At 69.8% G+C, this 20,941-nt stretch carries 9 protein-coding genes; 1 reads left to right on the top strand and 8 read right to left on the bottom strand.

Annotation, left to right across the window (positions count from 1 at the left end):
* Positions 1 to 105 precede the first annotated feature (105 nt).
* Positions 106 to 1,032 carry a hypothetical protein gene (locus ACXPWS_RS11145; RefSeq protein ID WP_458712484.1) on the top strand — a complete coding sequence of 309 codons (927 nt, stop codon included), beginning with the start codon at positions 106 to 108 and terminating at the stop codon, positions 1,030 to 1,032.
* Here the strand turns inward: ACXPWS_RS11145 and ACXPWS_RS11140 are convergent.
* From ACXPWS_RS11140 to ACXPWS_RS11105, 8 genes are read right to left on the bottom strand one after another with little or no spacing between them, the layout of a single operon-like run.
* Entirely contained in the window at positions 1,029 to 1,238 is a 210-nt protein-coding gene (locus tag ACXPWS_RS11140; RefSeq protein WP_458712483.1) for an MbtH family protein, read from the bottom strand. The two genes, ACXPWS_RS11145 and ACXPWS_RS11140, sit on opposite strands and share 4 nt — an antisense overlap.
* Positions 1,216 to 2,514, bottom strand: coding sequence for an NADPH-dependent L-lysine N(6)-monooxygenase MbtG (mbtG, locus tag ACXPWS_RS11135; RefSeq protein WP_458713496.1), 1,299 nt, complete (start codon positions 2,512 to 2,514; stop codon positions 1,216 to 1,218). Before mbtG ends, ACXPWS_RS11140 begins: the two co-directional genes overlap by 23 nt.
* 2 nt (positions 2,515 to 2,516) lie before the next feature.
* The gene (locus ACXPWS_RS11130; RefSeq protein ID WP_458713495.1) at positions 2,517 to 6,935 is read right to left on the bottom strand and encodes an amino acid adenylation domain-containing protein; all 4,419 of its coding nucleotides are present in this window, start codon (positions 6,933 to 6,935) and stop codon (positions 2,517 to 2,519) included.
* Positions 6,936 to 6,961: 26 nt separating this feature from the next.
* Complete coding sequence (locus ACXPWS_RS11125) at positions 6,962 to 12,352, bottom strand: amino acid adenylation domain-containing protein (RefSeq protein ID WP_458712482.1); 5,391 nt, start codon at positions 12,350 to 12,352, stop codon at positions 6,962 to 6,964.
* Entirely contained in the window at positions 12,349 to 15,273 is a 2,925-nt protein-coding gene (gene mbtD / locus ACXPWS_RS11120; RefSeq protein WP_458712481.1) for a mycobactin polyketide synthase MbtD, read from the bottom strand. The genes ACXPWS_RS11125 and mbtD overlap by 4 nt, the downstream gene beginning before the upstream one ends.
* The gene (locus ACXPWS_RS11115) at positions 15,270 to 16,598 is read right to left on the bottom strand and encodes a beta-ketoacyl [acyl carrier protein] synthase domain-containing protein (RefSeq protein WP_458712480.1); all 1,329 of its coding nucleotides are present in this window, start codon (positions 16,596 to 16,598) and stop codon (positions 15,270 to 15,272) included. The genes mbtD and ACXPWS_RS11115 overlap by 4 nt, the downstream gene beginning before the upstream one ends.
* Positions 16,588 to 17,322: a thioesterase II family protein gene (locus ACXPWS_RS11110; protein ID WP_458712479.1), complete on the bottom strand. Its 735-nt coding sequence runs from the start codon at positions 17,320 to 17,322 to the stop codon at positions 16,588 to 16,590. Before ACXPWS_RS11110 ends, ACXPWS_RS11115 begins: the two co-directional genes overlap by 11 nt.
* Positions 17,319 to 20,846 (bottom strand): non-ribosomal peptide synthetase, encoded by a 3,528-nt coding sequence (locus tag ACXPWS_RS11105; protein ID WP_458712478.1) that lies wholly within the window; start codon positions 20,844 to 20,846, stop codon positions 17,319 to 17,321. The genes ACXPWS_RS11110 and ACXPWS_RS11105 overlap by 4 nt, the downstream gene beginning before the upstream one ends.
* Positions 20,847 to 20,941: the final 95 nt, after the last annotated feature.

The raw sequence follows: 20,941 nt of genomic DNA, 5'->3' as shown, positions 1-20,941 counted from the left end.
TCGGCTCCGGCGCCGAAACGGTATTCCAGCAGGGGCCCACTCGCACTTTTCCTGCGTGGCTACAGCCTCGACGGAACTGTCGGTACCCCCGGCCAATATCGGTCCATGGGGGACATCATCATCGGCAGCGAGGCCTTGGCGCAGGGCCTGGTGACACGGCACGAGTTGCAGCGCTGGTACCGGCCGATCTATCCGAACGTGCACGCGCCACGTGACCGCGTGCTCACAATCCGGGACCGGACCATCGGAGCGTGGTTGTGGTCTCGGCGACAGGCCGTCGTCACGGGAGTAGCAGCGTCCGCTCTGCACGGCGCGGAGTGGGTCGATGCGAATTCCCCGGTCGAACTGATCTGGGACTGCACTCGCCCGCCCAAAGGGGTGATCGCCCGCAACGAACGCGTCGGCAGTGACGAATCGAGTTGCCTTTCCGGAATTCCCACCGCCACGGCGGCGCGAACCGCTTTCGATCTGGGTCGATTCCTGCCACACGGTCGAGCCGTCGCACGACCGGATGCGCTGATGCGCGCGCAACCATTCGCCGTCGACGATGTCCTCGCGCTGACTCAGCGGTATCGCGGCGCCCGGGGTGTGGCGCGGTTGAAAGAACGTCTGCCACTCGTCGACGGCGGCGCCGCATCACCCCGCGAAACGCGGTTGCGCCTGTTGTTCGTCGACGCAGGACTCCCGCGACCGAGCACCCAGATCGTCATTCGCGACGAATGGGGCCGGTATGTCCGCACGGTCGACATGGGCTGGAAGGAGTTCAAGGTCGCCGCGGAATACGACGGCGATCAGCACCAGACGTACCGCCCGCAGTACCTCAAGGACCGCCGCGTCATGCGCACGCTGGGCGAACTGGGGTGGGATGTGCATCAGGTCGTCAAAGAGGACAACGATGCCGACGTCGTCGACCGCGCCCGTCGGGCACTGTGGGCACGCGGTTGGGCGCCGGATCCCGCCGAAACGGTATTCCCGAAGGAAGAGTCCGAGAAGGGGCCTTACGGAATACCGTTTCGGCGGGAGGCAGGCTAGGCCATCGCGTCGCGCAGGCTCTTCGGCCTCAGGTCCGTCCAGGTCTCCTCGACGTAGGCCACGCAATCGGCCCGACTGCTCTCGCCGAACACCACCCGCCAGCCGGCGGGCACGTCGACGAACGCCGGCCACAGACTGAACTGCTCCTCGTCGTTGCGCAGGACGTAGAAGGTGCCGCTCTCGTCATCGAACGGATTGTTGCTCAAGGCTTCTCCTTGTGGGGGTTGCGGTGAAGGCGGGCGAACCCAGGATCCGGTCGGACAACCGGCCCAGGCAGCTCAGGTTGGGGAATCCGGGCCCCTGGGTCAGACCGGCCAGCCCGGGCAGGAACAGCTTGGGCTCGACATCCTCGACGGCCAGGTCGTGCCCGATGGACTCCTGGACCCGGTCGACGGCGAACGGCCCGCCGAGCCCGAGCTCGAGCACGTCGAGGGCCTCCTGGTGCAGCAGCGGCTGAAACCACATCGGATTGGCGCCGGAACCGTCGATCACCAGGTCGAAACCGTGCACCGTCTCCAGTCGCTCGCTGCCCCGCTCGGTCTGCAAGGTCAGCCGGATGCGTTCGTCGCGGGCCACCGCGTGCGCCACCCGGCCGCGCAGGTGCCGGATCCGGTCGTCGGCGAGCAGCCCCTCCTGCACGCGCACCGAGAACACCCCGCGGTCGGTGCGATTCATCGCGTCGCGCTTCTCCGCCAGGGTGAGCCCATCCCAATGGGTGGGGTCGGAGTACAGCGCGTTCTCGAAGTACCCCTCGCCCCGGGTGAACAGCGTCACCTGCGGCGAGATCACCGTGATGGTCGAAATACGGTGCCGGAACAACTCATCGAGCATGGTGCCCGCGGTCTCGCCGCCGCCGATGACGGCGACCCGGTCGGCGGCGATCAGTTCCTGCGCCGCGGCCCGGTGCCAGAACTGGGCGATGGACAGCACCCGCGGATTGCCGGGCAGGATGGAGCGTTCGGCCTGACCGGGCCCGGTGACCATCAGCGCGTCGGCGTGCACGGTGGCCTCATGGGTTTTCAGTTCCCAACCGATGCCGTCGTCGCCGTGCCGCACACCGATCTCGGTGACCTCGCCCAGCGTCACCGACATCCCCACCCGCTCGGCCACCCACTGCAGGTACTGGCTCCACCGCCGGTGCGTCGGCGCGGGCCGGCCACGGTCCACCCATTCGGCGAACTGGCCGGTGCCCACCAGGTAGGCCTGCCAACTGTGCCGCATCATCCGCTCGTCCAGTTCGGCATTACGGCGCGGCACCAGGGCGGACTGGTAGGGGAAACCGACGTCCTTCTCCGGACCCGTGCCCAGCCGGTGCGCGCCGTCGGTCCACCCGCCGGCGGCCTGCCAGTTGGCCGCGATCGCGGTGCGCTCCAAGGCGATCACCTCGGGTGCGTCGACACCCATGGCCCGTAGCTCGGCGGCCTTGGCCGCGACCGCCACCGCCTTCGCGCCGGCGCCGATGATGGCCAGCTTCTGTGTCACGGTCATGCGATCACCTCTCGTAATGCGTCCTGCCACAACGCCTGCAGCGTGGCGACGTCGTCCGCGGACAGAATCTCGGGCAAGGTGCGCCACTGGCTGCCCAGCACGGGCACACCGTCGCGCTCGATGAGTGCCACGTTCAGCGTGAGTTCATGGCGGACAGCCAGATCGGGCTCGGGTGTCGGGGACAGCCGGGCCAGCAGCGCGCGGTCCGGCACCAGCGCCTCGGCGCCGCCGGCGTGGTGGATCCGGCCGAGATAATTCAGCAGCACCTGTGGATCAGGCTGGGCGGCAAGCCGTTCGGCGGTATCGGTGCGCAGATGACGCAGCAGCGCATAGTCGATGCCGTCGCCGGGAATCGTCGGTAGCGCGTCGTCGACGATTCGCACCGGGTAGATCGCACTGAGCAGACCCACGGTGTCGCCGGTGTCGATCTGCCGAGAGTCATCGGCCAACCCGGCCGAGACCACCGCATCGGCACGGCCGTGGGTCTCCAGCGCCAGCAAGGGTGCCGGGGTGGACTGGCCGCGGGACCGTCGCCAGCGGGTGATCGTGCGTGCGGTCGCCGCCGCCAGCACCTCGGGCACCGGGCCTGCCATCACCTTCGCGGTGACCTCAGGGTCGGTGAACGACATGGTGACGACGACGTCGCCGACCCGGTCGCTGTCCGGGCGGATCCGGCGGGTGCCCAGCTCCGGGTCCCCACCGGCGAGCTGACTCACCCAGAACTCGCAGGTGTCCAGCTTGAGTGCCCGCTCGGCCAGGATTCTGGACCACTGCCGCAGCGAGGTGTGTTCGCGCACCGGCGCCGGGGTGCGGCCCGAACTCAGGGCATGCCAACCGGTTTCCAGCTCACCCAGCACGATCCGCCAGGACGCCGGGTCCATGGCGAGCACGTGCGCCGTCAGCACCAGCACCTGGGCGCCGCTGTCGTGGTGCAGCAGCACGGCCCGGACCATCTCACCCCGGCCGGGATCCAGCCGCTGCAAGGACCGCTCGGCGTGCACGCCGACCGCGGTCGCCAAGTCGCCGACCACCGATGCCTCGTCGAGAATGTCGGTGGCGGGATGCGGGACGAGCATCATGGTGTCGCGGTCCAACCGGCTGCGCAGCGCTTCGTGACCGTCGATGACCGTGCGCAGCAATGTCTCCAGTTGATCCCGGCGCACCCCGGCAGGCAGCCGGATGGCCTCGGTCTGCGCCAGCCGGCGTGAGTCCCCGTGCGCCAGCAGCCAATAACCGGCGGGCAGTAGCGGGATCGGACCGGTGTCATCGGTGTCGAGCGGATCGGCCCGCACATCACCGTCGAGCGCCTCGGCCAGTTCGCGGATGTTGGCGCATTCCAGCATCAGCCGGGCGCGCAACGGAACTCCGCGTCGCCGCACTGCCTGCACCACCGACAGCGCCACGATGCTGTCCAGCCCCAGGTCCAGGAAATCCGCGGTGACGTCGACCTGCCGGACGTCCAGCAGGCCGCCGAGCACCTCGGCCAGCACCGTCTCGGTCGCGGTGACCGGGCCGGTGATCTCGCCGGCATCGTGACCGACGTCGAGAGCGGCCAGCGCGGCGTCGTCGACCTTGCCGTGCGATGTCAGGGGAATCTCGCTGACCTCGATGATGTGGTGGGGCACCAGATATCTGGGCAAAGTCTCAGTCAGGGCGCGGCGCAGGTCGGTGCTATTTCCCGTCGCTTCGCTCGCCCGAGTGCCATTTCCCGTCGCTTCGCTCGCCCGAGTGCCATTTCCCGTCGCTTCGCTCGCCCGAGTGCCATTTCCCGTCGCTTCGCTCGCCCGAGCCGACTCCCGGGTCACCACATACGCCGTCAGCCGCGGGCCGCTGCGGTGCCGACGGACCGCCACATGGGCGTGCGACACCGCGGGAAGACGGTGCAGGGCCGCGGCCACCTCGCCCGGCTCGACCCGGAAACCGCGGATCTTCACCTGGTCGTCGCTGCGGCCGAGGAACTGCAGCTGTCCGGTTGCCCCCCGGCGCACCACGTCACCGGTGCGGTACATCCGCCCGGCCGGGTTGAACGGATCGGCGACGAACCGGCCCGCGGTCTCCCCCATCCGGCCCAGGTAGCCGCGGGCCAGCTGCCCGCCGGCCAGGTACAGCTCCCCCGCCACGCCGTCGGGCACCGGCCGCAGCCAGCCGTCCAGCACGTACGCGCGGGTGGGGTCGGTCGGATATCCGATGCACGGCGTCGGGTGCTCGGTGATCCTGGCGACCACCGCTTCCACCGTGGTCTCGGTCGGTCCGTAGCAGTTGTGGGCTCGCACCCCGGTGCGCGCACAAACGGCCTGGATGTCGTGCCAGGCGGCGGTGTCGATGGCCTCCCCGCCGAGGGCCAGCACGGACAACGGAACCGTCGTCAACAGACCGGCGGCCCGGAGTTGGCCGAACATCGACGGCGTGGTGTCGATCATGTCCAGGCCGAACCGGCCGATCTCGGCGACCAGCGCCTCGGCGTCGCGTTGCACGGCGTCACCGATGATGTGGTTGCTGTGCCCGTCCAGTAAGGCCACCAGCGGCTGCCAGGCCGCGTCGAAGGTGAACGACCAGGCGTGCGCGATGCGCAGTCTGCGACCCGCCGGCTGCAGCACATTGCGGGCATGATCGGCCGCATAAGCCAGCAGTGCTTGATGAGTTCCGATGACCCCTTTGGGTTTTCCGGTGGTGCCGGAGGTGAACACGATGTAGGCACCCTGCCCGGGGCGGACCGGCGGGCACTGGAACTCGGGTATCGGCAGATCGGCCACCGCGGCCATCAACGTCTCGTCCACGGTGACCGCCGCACCCGTCTGACCGACGATCTCCCGAATGCGCTCGGCCGGCATCCCGGGATCGAGCGGGACGATCAGACCGCCGGCTTTGAGGACGGCCAGCATGGCGACGACGTAATCGGGCCCGCGGCCCAACAGGATCGGCACCGGCGTCTCGGTCGAGACGCCCCGCCGGACCAGTTCGGCGGCCAGCCGGTCGGCAGACTCATCGAGTTCGCGGTAGCTGAGTTCGCCACCCGCCCAACTCAAGGCCACCGATCCCAGTCGGTCGGCGGCGGCCTCGGTGAACGCGGTGTGGAAACCGCCGCCGTGCACCTCCACGTCCTTGGCGGGCAGAGCTTCGACCTCGCCGGCGAACGTGACGGCGACATCGCGCAGTGGGCTGTCCCACTGCTCCAGCAGACCGCGGACCACGGCCAGCACCCGGCGACCGAGCGATTCCGGGTCCAGCAATCCCAGTGCGCCGTCCAGGTTTTCGACGAGCACCGTGAGTCGTCTGGCGGTGGGATGGGCGGCGATGGTGACCGGGAAGTGGGAGAGGCTTTCCAGGGCGGACGGCCTGATGACCGCGCCACCGAGATCGATGTCACCGCTGCCCACCAGCCCGCCGGGCGGAAAGTTCTCGTACACCAGCAGGGTGTCGTACAGCTCGCCGATGCCACCGGCGGCTCGCAGCTCGGTGTGGCTGAGATAACCGTGGTCCCGTAGTTCGGCGGCTTCGCGTTGCAGCGCAAGGCATTGCGGCCCGACACGCCGGGCCGGGTCGAGCCGCAGCCGCAGCGGCACGGTGTTGATGAACAGCCCCACCATCGATTCGACGCCGGCCAGCTCATCGGGCCGGCCGGACACCGTCACCCCGAACACCACATCGGTACGGTCGGTGAAGGCGGACAATATTGCCGCCCAAGCCATCTGGAACAGGGTGCTGATCGTGACACCGCGCGACCGCGCGGCTTCCAGGATCTCGGTGGTGCCCTCCTCGTCGAGGGTCACCTCGGTCCGCCGCGGCAGGCCGGCGGCCGCCTCCCGGCCCGACAGCGCCGGGGCCAGCAGGGTGGGGCCGTCCAGACCGGCCAGATGGGTGCGCCAGAGCTGCCTGCTGACCTCGGGGTCCCGGCCGGCCAGCCAGCCGATGTAATCACGGTACGGCCGCGGCTGCGGCGGCAGCGCGCCGAGGTCTCCGCCGGATCGGTACAGCGCGATCAACTCGCCGACGAACACCGGCAGCGACCAGCCGTCGATCACGATGTGATGGGCGACGACCACCAGACGCCAACGCGAGTGCGGAAGCTCGGCGAGCAGGAACCGGATCGCCGGACCATGGGTGAGGTCGAACGGCCGGCGGCGCGCCTCGTCCTCCAGCGCCTCCACCTCCTCGTCGGTGTCGACGATCACGTGCTGCCAAGGCAATTCGAAGGTTGCCGGGACCACCGCGACCGGCTTGCTCAGCGTGCCTTGGAAGAAGCTCACCCGCAGGTTGGGATGACGGTCCAGCATGGCCACGGCGCAGGCCCGCAGCCGCGTCGCATCCAGGCCGCCCTCCACGTCGGCGGCCATCGCGATGAAATACGGGTCGGCGCCGCCGTCGGTCAGGCCGGCCAGCGAATACAACCCCTGTTGCAACGGGCTCAGCGCCATCACGTCGACGATGGCCGGCGCCTCGCTCACGTCTGGGTCCACGCCGCGGTCAGGCCGGCGAGTTCGTCGGCGGACAGCCCGGAGGCGGCCATCGGTGCGTGATGGGTGTCCTCGGCACGCGCCTGGCCGGCCTTGGCATCCAGGGCCGCGGCGAGTTCGGCGAGCACCGGGTGCTCGAACACCATTCGCGCCGTCAGCGCCACCCCGTTGTCGCGGGCCCGCGCGGCCAGCTGTACCGCCAGGATGCTGTCCCCGCCGAGGGTGAAGAAGTCGTCGTGCCTGCCGAATTCCTGCACGCCGAGCAGCGCGGTGAGCATCGCGGCCAGGCTGCGTTCGGTGTCGGTGGCGGCCGGCTCGAACGGACCCGTCGAGGTCAGCACCGGGCGCGGCAGCGCCGTGCCGTCGAGACTGTCGAGCACCGTGATCCGCAGCGCCGCCAGCTCTTCGGGCAGGGCGGCGCGGACGCTGTCGGCGAACGCCGCGACATCGGCCTGCGCTTCGGCGGGCACCACGTAGCAGGCCAGCACCGTACCGGCGCGGGTCGACCAGTTTCTGGTGAGTGCGGCGGCCACCCCGTCGATCGCCTCCACCGACGCCTGCACCCGGTGGTCGCCCCGCTCGGTGTACTCCAGCGCCCCCGCCTCGGTCCAGCGGGCGCGGTCACCGGTGCGGTAGAGCCGGGTGCCCGGCTCGAACGGGTTGTCCGGGTACCGGAATCGCGTTGCGGCCGTGGCATTGCGGTGCGCCTCGTCGATGGCGCCGCCCGCGAAGTACACGTCGCCGGTGACGCCCACCCCGACGGGTGCCAGCCATTCATCGAGCACGTACACCCGGCTCGCTCCCGCCGTCTGCGGCAGGCCGGTCTCGGGTGTCGCCGCCGCACTCCACTGTGCGACCGACTCGGCCCCGCCGATCGCGATATCCCGCAACGTGCTCTCGGGATGGTGCGCGAATGCGTCGATGACCCGCAACAACCAGTCCGTCAGACGCTGCGCGGTGGCCCGCTGGTACAACTCGGTGCGGTAGATGACGGTGCCCTGGTAACCACTGGAGTCGGTGGCGAAGAAGTTCAGCGACAGGTCGGCGTGCGCGACGTCGAACGTGGGTTCCAGTGCCGTGAAACGCGTCTCGCCGTCGGCGCCGGAGTCGATGACGCGGTCTGACGGCAGTTCCTCGCGCACGTGCACGACGACACCGAACAGCGGGTTACGCGACAGCGATCGCACCGGACTGACCGCGTCGACGACCCGGTCGAAGGGCAGATCCTGGTGGGCGTAGGCCCCAAGTGCCATCTCCCTGGCGCGGCGCAGGACCTCGCGCACGGTGGGGTTGCCGGACAGATCGTTACGCAGCACGACGATGTTGATGAAAAACCCGATGAGCTGATCCAGTTCGGGTTCGGTGCGGCCCGCCACCGGGGTGCCCAGCGGGATGTCGGTGCCCTCGCCCGCCTTGTGCAGGGCGACCGCAACCGCCGCCTGCAGCAGCATGAACTCGGTGATACCCAGTTCGCGGGTCAGTTCGGCCAGGCGGGCGCGGGTGTCCTCGTCGATGGCGAACGTCAGCGCGTCGCCCTCGCCGGTCGGGACGGGTGGGCGCGGGTGGTCGGGGCGCAGCCCGTTCTCCTCGGGCAGCCCCGACAACCGGTCCACCCAGTAATCGCGTTGGGCAGCGAGTTCGTCGCCGGCCAGCAATTCCGCCTGCCATGCCGCGTAGTCGGCGTACTGCACCGGCAGCGGCTCGAAATCCGGTGCGGTGCCGGCCCGGCGGGCACGGTAGGCGGTGAGCACATCGGTGAACAACACCCCGGCCGACCAGTGGTCGGCGGCGATGTGGTGCACCACCAGGGACAGCACGTGATATTCGGGCGTGCTCAGCACGGCAGCCCGGATCGGCCAGTCGTGTTCCAGATCGAAGCAGTGGCGGCGCTCGGCGTCGAGTTCTCGCTGCAGCCACTGGTCACCGTCACCGCGGGCCCGGCGAACCGGCACCATCTCGCTCGGATTGACCACCTGGTATGGCGCACCGTCGATTTCACGGTAGGTGGTGCGCAGGATCTCGTGTCGGTCCACGACATCGTTGACCGCGGCGACGAAGGCCTCGACATCGCTGGGCCCGGTGAGGCGCGCGGCGAACGGGATGTTGTTCACCGGGCTGGGCCCGTCGATGCGGAACTGGAACCACTGCCGTAGCTGTGCGGCCGACATCTGCAACGGACCGCCACGGTCGATCGGCACCATGACCGGACGGACGGAGGCGCCGCCGGTGGCCCGCGCGGTGTCGATATGGGCGGCCAGGCCGGCCACGGTGGCGAGTTCGAAGACCTGCTGCACGCCGATGTCGACGTGACACCGCGATCGCACCGCGGCAACGAGTTTGGTGGCCAACAGCGAATGCCCGCCGAGGTCGAAGAACGAGTCGTCGGCGCCGACCGCCTCGCGGCCCAGCAGTTCGGCGAACAGCCCGGCGATCACACGTTCGGTGTCGGTGCCGGGTTCGCGGTATTCGGTGCCTGCGCTGATATCGGGTTCGGGCAAGGCCGACCGGTCGATCTTGCCGTGTGTGGTGATCGGGATCTCGTCGACCGCGACGTAGGCGGCCGGAATCATGTATTCGGGCAACGCCGCGGCGACCCGCGCCCGGATACGGTCGATCTGGGCGGCCTCGGTGTCACCCGCCGGCGTGACATAGGCGACCAGGCTGCGCCCCAGCGTGGGCAGATCTCGCACCACGACGACGGCCTGCCCCACCGAGGGGTCGACCGAGATGGCGGCGGCCACCTCGCCGAGTTCGATGCGGAAGCCGCGGATCTTGACCTGCTCGTCGGCGCGGCCGACGAATTCGATATCGCCGTCGGCGTTGCGGCGGGCCAGATCGCCGGAACGGTACATTCGGCCGCCCGAATTGAACGGGTCGGCGACGAAACGTTCGGCGGTCAATCCGTGCCTGCGGTGGTAACCGTGCGCGATATGGGTTCCGCCGATGTAGATCTCACCGATCACTCCGACCGGGACCGGCTGCAACGCATCGTCGAGCAGGTGGATGGTGGTGTTGATCTTGGGGGTACCGATCGGCACGATGCGGGCGCCCTGCTTGCCCTCGACCTTGTAGCGGGTGCAGTTCAGCACCGTCTCGGTGGGTCCGTAGAAGTTGTGCAACAGCGCGTCGAAGGTGGCGTGGAATTTGTCGGCGACCTCGCCGGGCAGCGCCTCACCGCCGATCGGAACCCGCTGCAGGCTGCGCCATTCACTGACACCGGGCAGCGACAGGAACAACCCCAGCAGCGACGGCACGAAGTGCATCGAAGTGATGCCCTCGTCGCGCAGCAGCGCCGTCAGATAGCCGATGTCGCCCAGGCCGCCGGGTTTCGGGATGACCAGCCGCGCACCCGCGGCGAGCATGCCGAAGATCTCCCCGATCGACACGTCGAATCCCTGGGAGGCCACCTGCAGCAGCCGGTCGTCCTGGGTGACCTGGTATTCGTCGCCGAACCACACGAAGTACTCGGCGATGGGCCGATGCGGCACCGGGACGCCCTTGGGCAGGCCGGTCGATCCGGAGGTGTAGATCAGGTAGGCGGTGTTGTCCGGCAGCAAGGGCCGGACCCGGTCGGCGTCGGTCGGGTCGTCGGCGCGATACGCCCGCAGATCCGGGACCGGTTCGCGGATCACGATCTTCGGATCGGCATCCGCCAGCATGTAGGTCAGCCGGTCGTCGGGATAGGTGGGGTCGATGGGCAGATAGACCGCACCCGCCTTGACGATGCCCAGCGCGGTGATCACCAGTTCCGGTGACTTCTCCAGCAGCACGGCCACGCGGTCCTCGGTACCGACACCTTGGCCGATCAACCAGTGCGCTACCCGGTTGGCTTCCTCGTTGAGTTCGCGGTAGCTGTAATGCCTGCCCTCGTAGACGACGGCGGTCGCCTCGGGCGTACGGGCCACCTGCTCGCCGACCAGCGCGGTCAATGTCGTTGCGGGCGTGCCGAACTGCTCACCGGCCGAAGCGTCGCGCAGCCAGGCTTCGTCCTCGGTGGTGAACAGGCCCAGCCGCCGCAACGGCAGGTCGGGCTGGTCGAGTGCGTTGTCCAGCAGCACCGCGAAGTGGGACAGCATGTTCGCGGCCAGGTCGGCACCGACGATCTCGGTGAGATGCTCCGCTTCGACGGTGGCCCCCGCGGCGTCCCATTCCACCATGAAACCCAACGGCAGCTGGGTGACGTGATTGCGCAGTTCGGCGCGGGCGCAGGTGATGCCGTCCGGCCGGAAACCGCCACCGTCGGGTTCGCGGAAACCGAAGCTGATCCGCGTCATCCGTTCGGCGCCGTGCCGCCGGTCCGGGTTGAGCTCGGCGACCACCCGGTCGAGGTTGACCCGCTGGTGGGCGAACGCGCCGAGGGCGGTGTCCCTGGTCGCGGCGACCAGATCGCGGAATCCCTGGCTGCCGTGCGGACGCAGCCGCATCGCCACGGTGTTGCCGTAGTAGCCGATCGCCTCGTCGGTGCCGCGGTTGACGACCGGGCTGGCCACCAGGAAGTCGTCGGTGTGGGTGTAACGGTGGATGAGCGCACCGAAGGCGGCGAGCAGCACCATGTACGGCGTGGCTCCGGTATCCCTGGCGAACGCGGTCACCTTCTCGACGGTGCCGGCGGGCAGTTCGAGGGTGCGTAGCTGTGAACGGAATCCGGTCGGCACGGCCGATCCGGTCGGACCGGGGAGTTCCAGCGGCTCCGGCGGGTCGGCCAGCACCGCCCGCCAGTGCGCGAGGTCTTCCTCGTGCGTGTCGGCGGCCGGCTGCGGCGGGCGCGGCGCCGGACCGAGGTCGGCCCCGGAGTAGGCCCGGGTCAGGTCGGTGAAGAACACCCGCCAGGACCCGTCGTCCCAGGCGATGTGGTGCGCCACCAGCAGCATGACGTACTCGTCGGAACCGGTGCGCACCAGCGTGATCCGCAGGGGTGAGTCGGCGGTCAAGTCGAACGGCGCGCCGAATTCGCGTTGCGCCAGCACTTCCAGCCGCAGCGCGCGGGCGCGCTCGGATTTGTCGGACACATCGTGGAAGGCCCACCCCGGTAGCAGGTCGGCGTGCAGCTCGGGTTGCGGTTCCCCGGCGTCGTCGACCCGATAGGTGGTCCGCAGGATCGGATGCCTGCGACCGACGGCGTCGACCGCGGCATGCAGCCGGTCGGGATCCACCGGCCCGGTGAGCCGGTAGGACACACAGACATTGAGCAACACCCCGCCCGGGTCGACGCTCTGCACGAACCACATCCGCCGCTGGCCGTCGGACAGACCGGCCTGTTCGGCGGACCCGAGGGCGTCACCACCGGCGGACAGCCCGCGTTCGGCGAGTTTGCGCCGCATCAGCTCCAGACGTGCGTCGCGTCCGGCATTGGTGGTCACATCTGCGATATCAGTCACGCGATAGTGCTTTCTTTGTCCGTCTTGTCGAGGTGTTCGATCAGCTCGGTGCCGGTGATACCGCCGAGGATCGTGGCCAGGGAGACCTTCTGTCCGGTGGCCTTCGTGAGCATCTTGCGTAGGTCGAGTGCCAGCAATGAGTCGACGCCCAGGTCGAGCAGCGACTCGGCCAGGTCCAGTGCCGCGGTGTCGGGCACCTTCAACACCGCACCGAGTGCCGTGCGCACCGCGTCGGCCGCATCGCGGGGGGCGGCGGGCGCGGCCGCAGGGGCGGCGGCTGGAGCGGTGCGGGAATCCGCGTCGTCACCGAGGAAGGTGCGCAACCGGTCCGGATCGGCGGTGAAGATCAGCGGATCACCCGTCCAGTCCCGCAGGCAGACCTGCGCGGCGCGGTCGGGGGCCATCGGCAGCAGCCCAGACCGCTGCACCCGGGCGATCTCGTTCTCGTCGATGATGCCGGTGCCCGGCCACAGCCCCCAGCGCAGCGCCGTGCAGTGCCGGCCCTGGGCCCGGTGCTGGGCGGCCAGCACGTCGAGCAGCCGGTTGGCGGCGGCGTAGGCGATGTGGCCACGGCCGCCCCACAGCCCGGATACCGACGAGCACAGCAGAATTCGCGCGTCGGGGCGTAGCGGCCAGCCCTGGGCGAAGCTGTGATAACCCGCGACTTTGGCCGCCACGGTGCCGGCGAAGTCTGCGCCGGAGAGCTCACCGCGCTCGGCGATGGTGGCCGCGCCGGCCGCATGGATCACCAATGATGCTGGTCTGCCGCCGAATTCGGCCACGGTATCGGCCAGCGCCACCGGATCGGTGATGTCACAGCGCGCTGTGACGATCTCGGTGTTCAGGTCGGTGAGTGTGGTGGTGTCGGCACCGCGCCGGCTCAACAGCACGATCCTGCGGGCGCCGCGCTCGGCGAGGTAGCGGGCCAGGTGCAGGCCGACCACGCCGCCGCCACCGGTGATGACGACGTCGTCCAGCACGCCGGTCTCCGCCGTCCAGGCCGGTGCGGTGATCGATTGATCGCGGGTACCACGGTGATAGACCACGCCCTCCCGGACGGCGAATTCGCCGGCCGGCCCGAGCAGCGTCTGCAGTGCGACGGGGTCCAGCGTCCGCGCCGGCAGATCGAGGTGGCCGAAATGATGATCGGGGAATTCCAGGGCCAGGCTGCGGTGTACCGCGCCCAGCGCGGCCTGGGCCGGCAGAGGTGCCGGATCGCTCGGGCGGACCTGCTCCCCCGCCGTGGTGAGCAGCCAGACGTCGCGGTCCGTTCCGCTCAGCGCGTCGGCGTAACCGAGCAGGCCGGCATCGATGCGGGCTGCGAGCTGGTCCGCGGCAGCGACCGCGTCGACAGTCTCCAGTGCTGGAGCGAGCACGATCAGCAGGTCGGCGTCGGCCGGGGTCACCAGCTCCAGCCGCGTCGACACTGCGGTCATCAGGGCGGCACCGAAACCGGTGTCGGCGTCCAGGTCGATGACCGCGGCGCGCCGGTGGCCGGTACCGGCCACCGGGACGTGCGGCTGCCAGTGCTCGGCGGCGACGCTGATCCTCGCGACGGGCGGCAGGGGTTCGGCTGCGGCCCAGAGGTGCTCGGCGCGCATCGGGGCGAACGGGAAGTCGCGCAGTGGTTGCGCCGGCGGGTCGATCAGATCCGTCCAGCGGTGGGCGGGATCGGCCACGGCCACCGCGGCGATGTTCGCGGCCAGCCGGTCGGTGATGGGCTCGTCGCGGCGGCCGGAGCCCACCGTGAGCACGCCGGTGGTATCGAGATCGTCCAGCACGTCGGCGGTCGCGTACAGCAGGGCTGGATGCGCGGAGAGCTCGACGAACGTCTTCGCGCCGTGCTCGACGGCGGCCGCGACGGCGTGGTCGAACCGCACGGTGCTGCGCAGGTTGGTGTACCAGTAGTCGGCGAAATCGGCGTCCGGCCCGACCGCGGTGCCGGTGGCCGATCCGATGAACCGCACCGCGGTGTCGGCGAATTTTCCTGCCGGTAGCAGGGTTTCGAGCTCGGATCGCAACGGGTCGAGTTTGGTGGTGTGCGCCGGGAACCACATCTCGATCTCGCGGGCGAAGAATCCGCGGTCGCCGACATCGCGCACCAGTGCCGCGATCGCCGTGGTGTCACCAGACACGGCGACCGAGGACTTGGAGTTCACCACCGACAGTTCGGCCCAGCCCTGGACCGCCGCGACGGCCTGTTGGGCGGCCTCGGGGCTCAGCCCGAGGACGGCGACGCGGTAGGGCCCGGTCAGCCGGTCCAGCAGGGTGGCCCGGGCGACGACGACACCGACCGCCTCGGTCAGTGTGATGGCGCCGGCGAGATTGGCGGCGCCGATCTCCCCGAGGCTGTGTCCGACGGTGATGTCGGCCACCACGCCGCAGGATCGCCACACCCGGGCCAGCGCCGCACCGTGCACGAACTGGGCGCCCTGAATCTGCACCTGGGTGAAATCGTTGGTCCGTGAACCGGATTCGGCCAGCAGGTAGTCCAGCGGCGACGCGTGGCCGGCGGCCGCGAACGCGGCGGCACAGCGGTCCACCTCGGCGCGATACTCGGGCAGCCGGTGATAGGCCTGGACTCCCATCGACGGCCACTGGCTGCCCTGGCCGGGGAAGACGAACGCGACACCGGCGGACCCGCTCGCCGACGACCGCGCCACCAGCGGGTGGTCCTCGCCCGCGGCCACCGCCCGCAGGCCGTCTTTCAACTCATCGATGCCGGCGGCGCGGATGACCGTGCGGTGCCGGCGAATCCGGCGGGTACCCAACATCGTCGCCGCCACCGCGGCCACGTCGCACACCGCGGGCCGGTGGTGCAGATAGCGCAGGATCGCGGCGGCGTCGTGGGCGACCAGGTCCTCGGCGTGCGCGGTCAGAACCACCGGGATGCGGCCGTCGGGCAGGGTCACGGCGCTCATCGGGAGCTCTCCCCGGCGTCCGGAACCGACACGATGACATGGGTGTTGGTGCCGCTCATGCCGAACGCGGATACCGCACCGATGCGTTTCCCGGCTTTGGCCGGCCACGGGGTGAGCTTGGTGGCCAACCGCAGACCCTGGGCTTCCCAATCGATCTCACGGCTGGGTTCGTCGGTGTGCAAACTGGCCGGCACCGAGCCACGCTGGGCTGAGATGATCACCTTGGCCAGGCCGAGCGCACCCGCGGCGGCCTGGGTGTGCCCGACGTTGGACTTGACCGAACCCAGCAGCGCGCCGGCGCCCGGCGCGGTGGCTCCATAGGTCTGGGCCAGCGCGCGCAGTTCGGTGCGATCGCCGAGCCGGGTGGCGGTGCCGTGGCCCTCGATCATGCCGACATCCCCGGCTGCGACGCCTGCCCGTTCGATCGCCCTGGCGAACAGCCGCTGCTGGGCGGCACCGCTGGGCGCGGTCAGTCCGACGGTGCGCCCGTCGGAGTTGACGGCGGTGGCTCGCAGTTCGGCGAGCACCGGCCTGCCGTCGCGCAGGGCAGCGGACTTGTGTTGCAACAAGAACATCGCGGCACCCTCGGCCCACACCGTGCCACTGGCATGTGCGCTGTAGGGCCGGCAGTGCCCATCGTCGGACAGGGCGTGCTGCTTGGCGAACTCGACGAAGTATCCCGGCGTGCCCATCACGCAGACGCCGCCGGCCAGCGCCATGGCGCAGTCGCCGGCCCGCAGCGCCTGCGCCGCGGTGTGCACGGCCGACAGCGCCGAGGAACACGACGTGTCCACCGTCAACGCCGGACCCGCGAGGTCCAGGGTGTAGGCGATGCGCCCGGAGATGACACCCAGCGACGTTCCGGTGATGAGATGACCGCTGTAGGACGAGTAGTCGGACAGCGCCGGCCCGTACTCCAGCGCCGAGGCCCCGACATAGCAGCCCACGTCGTGTCCGGCGAGGTCGTCGGGGTTGATCCCGCTGTGCTCGATGGCCCGCCAGGCCAGCCGCAGCGCGACCCGTTGTTGCGGGTCCATCGCGACCGCTTCGCGCGGCGAGATGCCGAAGAAGGCCGGGTCGAAATGACCTGCGCTGCCCAGGAACCCACCGAGATCATGGATTTGCTTGAAGCCATCGCGACGCGAACCGTCCAGCAGCTCGGAGATCGCCCAGCCACGGTCGGTGGGAAAATGCCCGAGCGCTTCGCGCTGCTCGGTGAGCAGATCCCAGAAGGCGTCGGCGGTGTCGATGCCACCGGGAGCCTCGAGGGCCATCCCGACGATCACCACCGGATCGCCGGGGCCGGCCCCTGCCTCAGAACTCATTGACCAGTTCCGCCACGTCCGCGGTGTGATCGTTGAGGTAGAAATGGCCGCCGTCGAACATCGAGCAGGTGAACACACCGGTGGTATGAGAGTTCCAGCGGCGCAACATGTTCTCACTGATGCGGTGGTCCCTGTCACCACCGAGCGTGTGGATGTCGGCGTCGATGCGCACGTCGTCGCCGCAGCTGTACCGATTGAACGCCGCATAGTCGGCGCGCACCGCCATCAACAGCAGCTCCACGAAATCCTCGTCTTCGAGCAGCTGCGGGTCGGTACCACCGAGGTCCACCATTTCGGCGATGATCTCCGATTGCGCCATCGGCAGTGCCGGGGCGGCCGCCACCGTCGAGGGCGCCTCACTGGCCGACACCCACAACGCGCTCACGTCGACCCCGCGTTGTGCGGCGACTCTGGCGAATTCGAAGGCCACCACGGCCCCCATGCAATGGCCGAACAGCCGCAGCGGCCCGATCCGGTCCCAGCTGCCCGCATCGAACAGGTCTGCGGCCAGTTGACCGACGGTGGCCGGCGCCGGGTGGGTGAGCCGGTCACCGCGCTGCGGGTACTGCATGACGTAGGTGTCGGCGCCCGCCGCGGCCAGTGCGGTGCCCATCGCCCGGTAAGCCAGGGCGGCGCCGCCGGCATGCGGGAACACCAGGGTGGCAACGCCATCGGCCGGGTACCGCTTGATCCACGGCGCGAAGGCCAGATCCGCGGCGGTCATGACACCTGCCGTGCTGTGTCGGTGGCATGGAGCACCGTCACCACGTCCGCGTCGTCCATCTCGGCGATCTCCAGGTACAGCTCGGCAACCTGGTCCAGCCGGTCGCTGCCGGCCTCGCGTGCGGCCAGCCGCGCGGCCAGTGCCTCGACGGTGCGGGTGGCGAAGATGTCGGGCACCATCACCGTCGGGGTGTCCAGCCAGTCCCGGATCCGGGCGACGGCGGTGGTGGCCAGCACCGAGTCGCCGCCGAGGGCGAAGAAGTCGTCATCGAGGCCGAGGTCGGGCGCGCCCAACAGCTCGCCGATGACGGCGGCCAGCGCCCGCTGAAGCGGGCTGTCCGGCATCCGGCGGTCGGCATCGGGTCCGTCGCCGACCACCTCGGCCAGCGTCCTGGCCGCGGCACGCCGGTCGGTCTTGCCAGCCAGGGTGAACGGGATGCGCTCGACCAGTTCGATGTGTCGCGGAATCATGTGCGGCGGAACGAGTTCTGCGACGGCCTCGGTGATCTGTTGGGCGGTGGGCCCGCCGTCCTCGAGGCTGACCAGGGCGGCCAGCACATCGTTGCGGCGCGCCCCGGCGGCGGGCACGATCCCGGCGACCGCGGCCCGTACCCCCGGGATGCGCTGCAGCGCGGTTTCGACGTCCCCGAGTTCGATGCGGTAGCCGCTGATCTTCACCCGGTGATCGGCGCGGCCGACGAATTCCAGTGTGCCGTCGGGCCAGTACCGCGCCAGGTCTCCGGTCCGGTACCAGGTGCGGCCCTGGTATCGCACGAATCGGTCGGCGGTCAGGTCGGGTTTTCCGCGGTATCCGGACGCGATTCCGCGCCCACCGATCCACAGTTCGCCGGGAACCCAGTCCGGGCAGTCGGCACCGGACGAATTGACCACGCGGGCTGCGTTGTTGGTGAACGGCACACCGTAGGGCAGCGCGGTCCAGTGCGCGGGCAGGTCCGCTGCGGCCTCATGGATGGTGGCGTGGATGGCGGTTTCGGTGGCGCCACCGAGCCCGGCCACTCGCACGCCGGGCGCCTGGCTCTGCAGCCGGCGCACCATCGCGGTGCGCACCCAGTCCCCGCCGGTGAGCACCACCCGCACCGAGGACAACCGGTCGGTGCCGCCCTGGGAACCGACCTCGACGAGCATCTCCAAGCTGCCGGGCAGGAAGTTCAGCACGGTGACGCGATGTCGGTGGATCAGCCGGGCCCAGGTGTCGGGGTCGCGGCGGTCGGCCTCGTCGACCACGACGATCGCGCCACCGGTGGCCAGGGTGGCGAACACGTCGAGCACCGACAGGTCGCATTCCAGCGTCATCAGCGCCAGGCAGCGGTCCTGTGGCCCGATCTCGAAGTGCCGGTACAGGAATTCGGCGGTGTTCATCGCCGCGTCGTGGGTGACCTCGACGCCCTTGGGTTCGCCGGTCGAGCCCGAGGTGAACAGCACGTAGGCCAATTCGTGGGGGTCCGTGGCCGCCGGGGCGAACGCCGGGTCGTTCGCCAGTGCCCGGCGGCCCACCCGCAGCGCCTCGCCGATGGTCAGTGCGGGCAGCCAGGTCGGCTGTTGTTCGCCGCAGTACAGCGCCATCCGCACACCGCCGGTGCTCAGGATGCGCTCCGCACGGTCGGCCGGCTGGTCCACGCCGATCGGCAGATATACCGCGCCGGCTGCCAAGATGCCCAGCAGCGCGGTGATCTGGTCGGCGCCTTTGGGGCCGAGCACCGCCACGGTGTCGCCCGGTTCGATGCCGGCGGTGTGCAGCGCCGCCGCGACGGCGAGGGCCTGCTCGCGCAGTTGCGCATAGTTGAGTTCGCCGGCCGAGCCGATGACGGCGGTGGCCTCCGGGCGCGCCGCGGCCGCGGCGAAGAAGCCGGCGTGCAGCGGTTGGCCGCTCGACTCGGCGGTGCCGGAGTTGAGGTGGTCGCGGACCGCGCGCGCTTCGGCGGTGATCAGTGGGGTGCGGGCAGCATCCCAGGCCGAGTCGTCGGCGGCCAGCCGCCGGAGTTCGTCGATGTGCCGGTCGAACATCGCGTCGATCAGCCCGGCCGGGAAGGCATGCTCGCGGACGTCCCAGTTGACCAGGATCCCGCCGTCGAATTCGGTGACTTGGGCGTCCAACAGCACCTGCGGCCCTTGCGAATTGATCCACACGGGCTTGCCGAACGTGTCGGTGACCTCGGCGGCGAACAGTTCACCCAGGCCCAGTGCACTGGTGTAGACGACCGGGGCGAGCACCTGGGTGCCGCGGTGCCGGCTGAGATCGCGCAGCACGGACAGTCCGGGGTAGGCGGCGTGGGCGGCCGCGCCGCGGAACACGGCCTGCACGGCTCGCGAGCGGGCGGCGGCGGTGTCGGCGCCGGTGAGGTCGATGTCCAGCAGCAGTGACGAGGTGAAGTCGCCGACGAGGGCGTCCACATCGGGGTGGAATTGCTCGCGTCCGAACATCGGCACGTTGAGCAGGAAGCGGGGCTCGGCCGACCAGCCGGCCAGGGCATCGGAGAACGAGGCGGCCAGCGCCATGGCGGGTGTCACCCCGCGCCGGCGGGCGGCGTCGAACAACGCGTCGCGGGTCTGCGGGTCCAGCCAGTGGTGCCGGCGAGTGGTGTGGCGCGGGTCGGTCTGCTCGGCGTGCGGCACCACCGGAAGCCGCGGCGGATCGGGCAGCTCGGGGATGCGTTCGGCCCACCACTGCCGGTCGGATTCGGCGGCCACCGGTTGCGCCGTGGCGGCCAGCCGGTACTGCCGATAGGTGTAGCCGAGTGGGGCCAGTTCGGCACCCCGGTACAGCCGGGTGAGGTCGGCCATCAGGGTGCGGTAGCTCATCGCGTCGGCGGCCTGCATGTCCAGGTCGACGTGCAGCCGCGAACGGCCGCCGGGCAGCAGGGTGAGCGCGAGCTCGAAGACCCCGCGCTCGAGTTGCTGATGTGATTTGGCCCGCCGGATGGCGGCCAGCCGGACCTCGGTGTCGGCCTCGTCCCACGAGCGCAGATCTTCCAGCGCGACCGGAAAGGGTTGTCCCGCTTCGCCGATTCGCTGCGTGCCATCGGGAAGGAACTCGACGCGCAGCATCGGATGACGCTCGGCGAGCTCACCGGCGGCCCGGCTCAGGGTGTCGTGATCCACTGCCTGGCCGTCGAATTCGACGTAGAGATGGCCCGCGACGCCACCGAGTTGCTGGTCGCTTTCCCGGCCGATCCACATCGCATGCTGCATGGAAGCCAACGGGAAGGGTTCGTGCGCACCCGAATCATCTTGCGTTGCTTGGGGAATGGGCACTTCGGCAGCACCTGACGCGGAGAGCATCTGCGACCATGCCCGCACCGAGGGTTGGGCCGCCAGGGAGGCGAAATCGATGCTCATGCCCTGCTTTCGCCATTTTCCGGCCAGCGACATCATCCGGATGGAGTCCAGGCCCTGGCTGACGAGGTCGAGATCGGGGTCGATTTCGGCGGCCGGGATGCCGAGCAGATCGGCGATCTCGTTCCGGATGGTCCCTGACATCACCGAGGCATTCCCGGCAACACTCATCACGCCTCCCACCGCCGTCCAATTCGTTTAGCAAAGGCTGTCCTAATTTCGTGAAGGCTACCCTATATTCGGACTACCGAACACGCCTACCCCGA

Source organism: Mycobacterium sp. BMJ-28 (assembly GCF_054404835.1).
This window is presented reverse-complemented; position numbering and strand designations above follow the sequence as displayed.

Bases quoted from the DNA above. Each gene is read 5' to 3' on its own strand.
- ACXPWS_RS11115 (WP_458712480.1), bottom strand. From the start codon at position 16,598: ATGAGTTCTGAGGCAGGGGCCGGCCCCGGCGATCCGGTGGTGATCGTC.
- ACXPWS_RS11145 (WP_458712484.1), top strand. From the start codon at position 106: ATGGGGGACATCATCATCGGCAGCGAGGCCTTGGCGCAGGGCCTGGTG.
- ACXPWS_RS11130 (WP_458713495.1), bottom strand. From the start codon at position 6,935: ATGGCGCTGAGCCCGTTGCAACAGGGGTTGTATTCGCTGGCCGGCCTG.
- ACXPWS_RS11105 (WP_458712478.1), bottom strand. From the start codon at position 20,846: ATGAGTGTTGCCGGGAATGCCTCGGTGATGTCAGGGACCATCCGGAAC.
- ACXPWS_RS11110 (WP_458712479.1), bottom strand. From the start codon at position 17,322: ATGACCGCCGCGGATCTGGCCTTCGCGCCGTGGATCAAGCGGTACCCG.
- mbtD (WP_458712481.1), bottom strand. From the start codon at position 15,273: ATGAGCGCCGTGACCCTGCCCGACGGCCGCATCCCGGTGGTTCTGACC.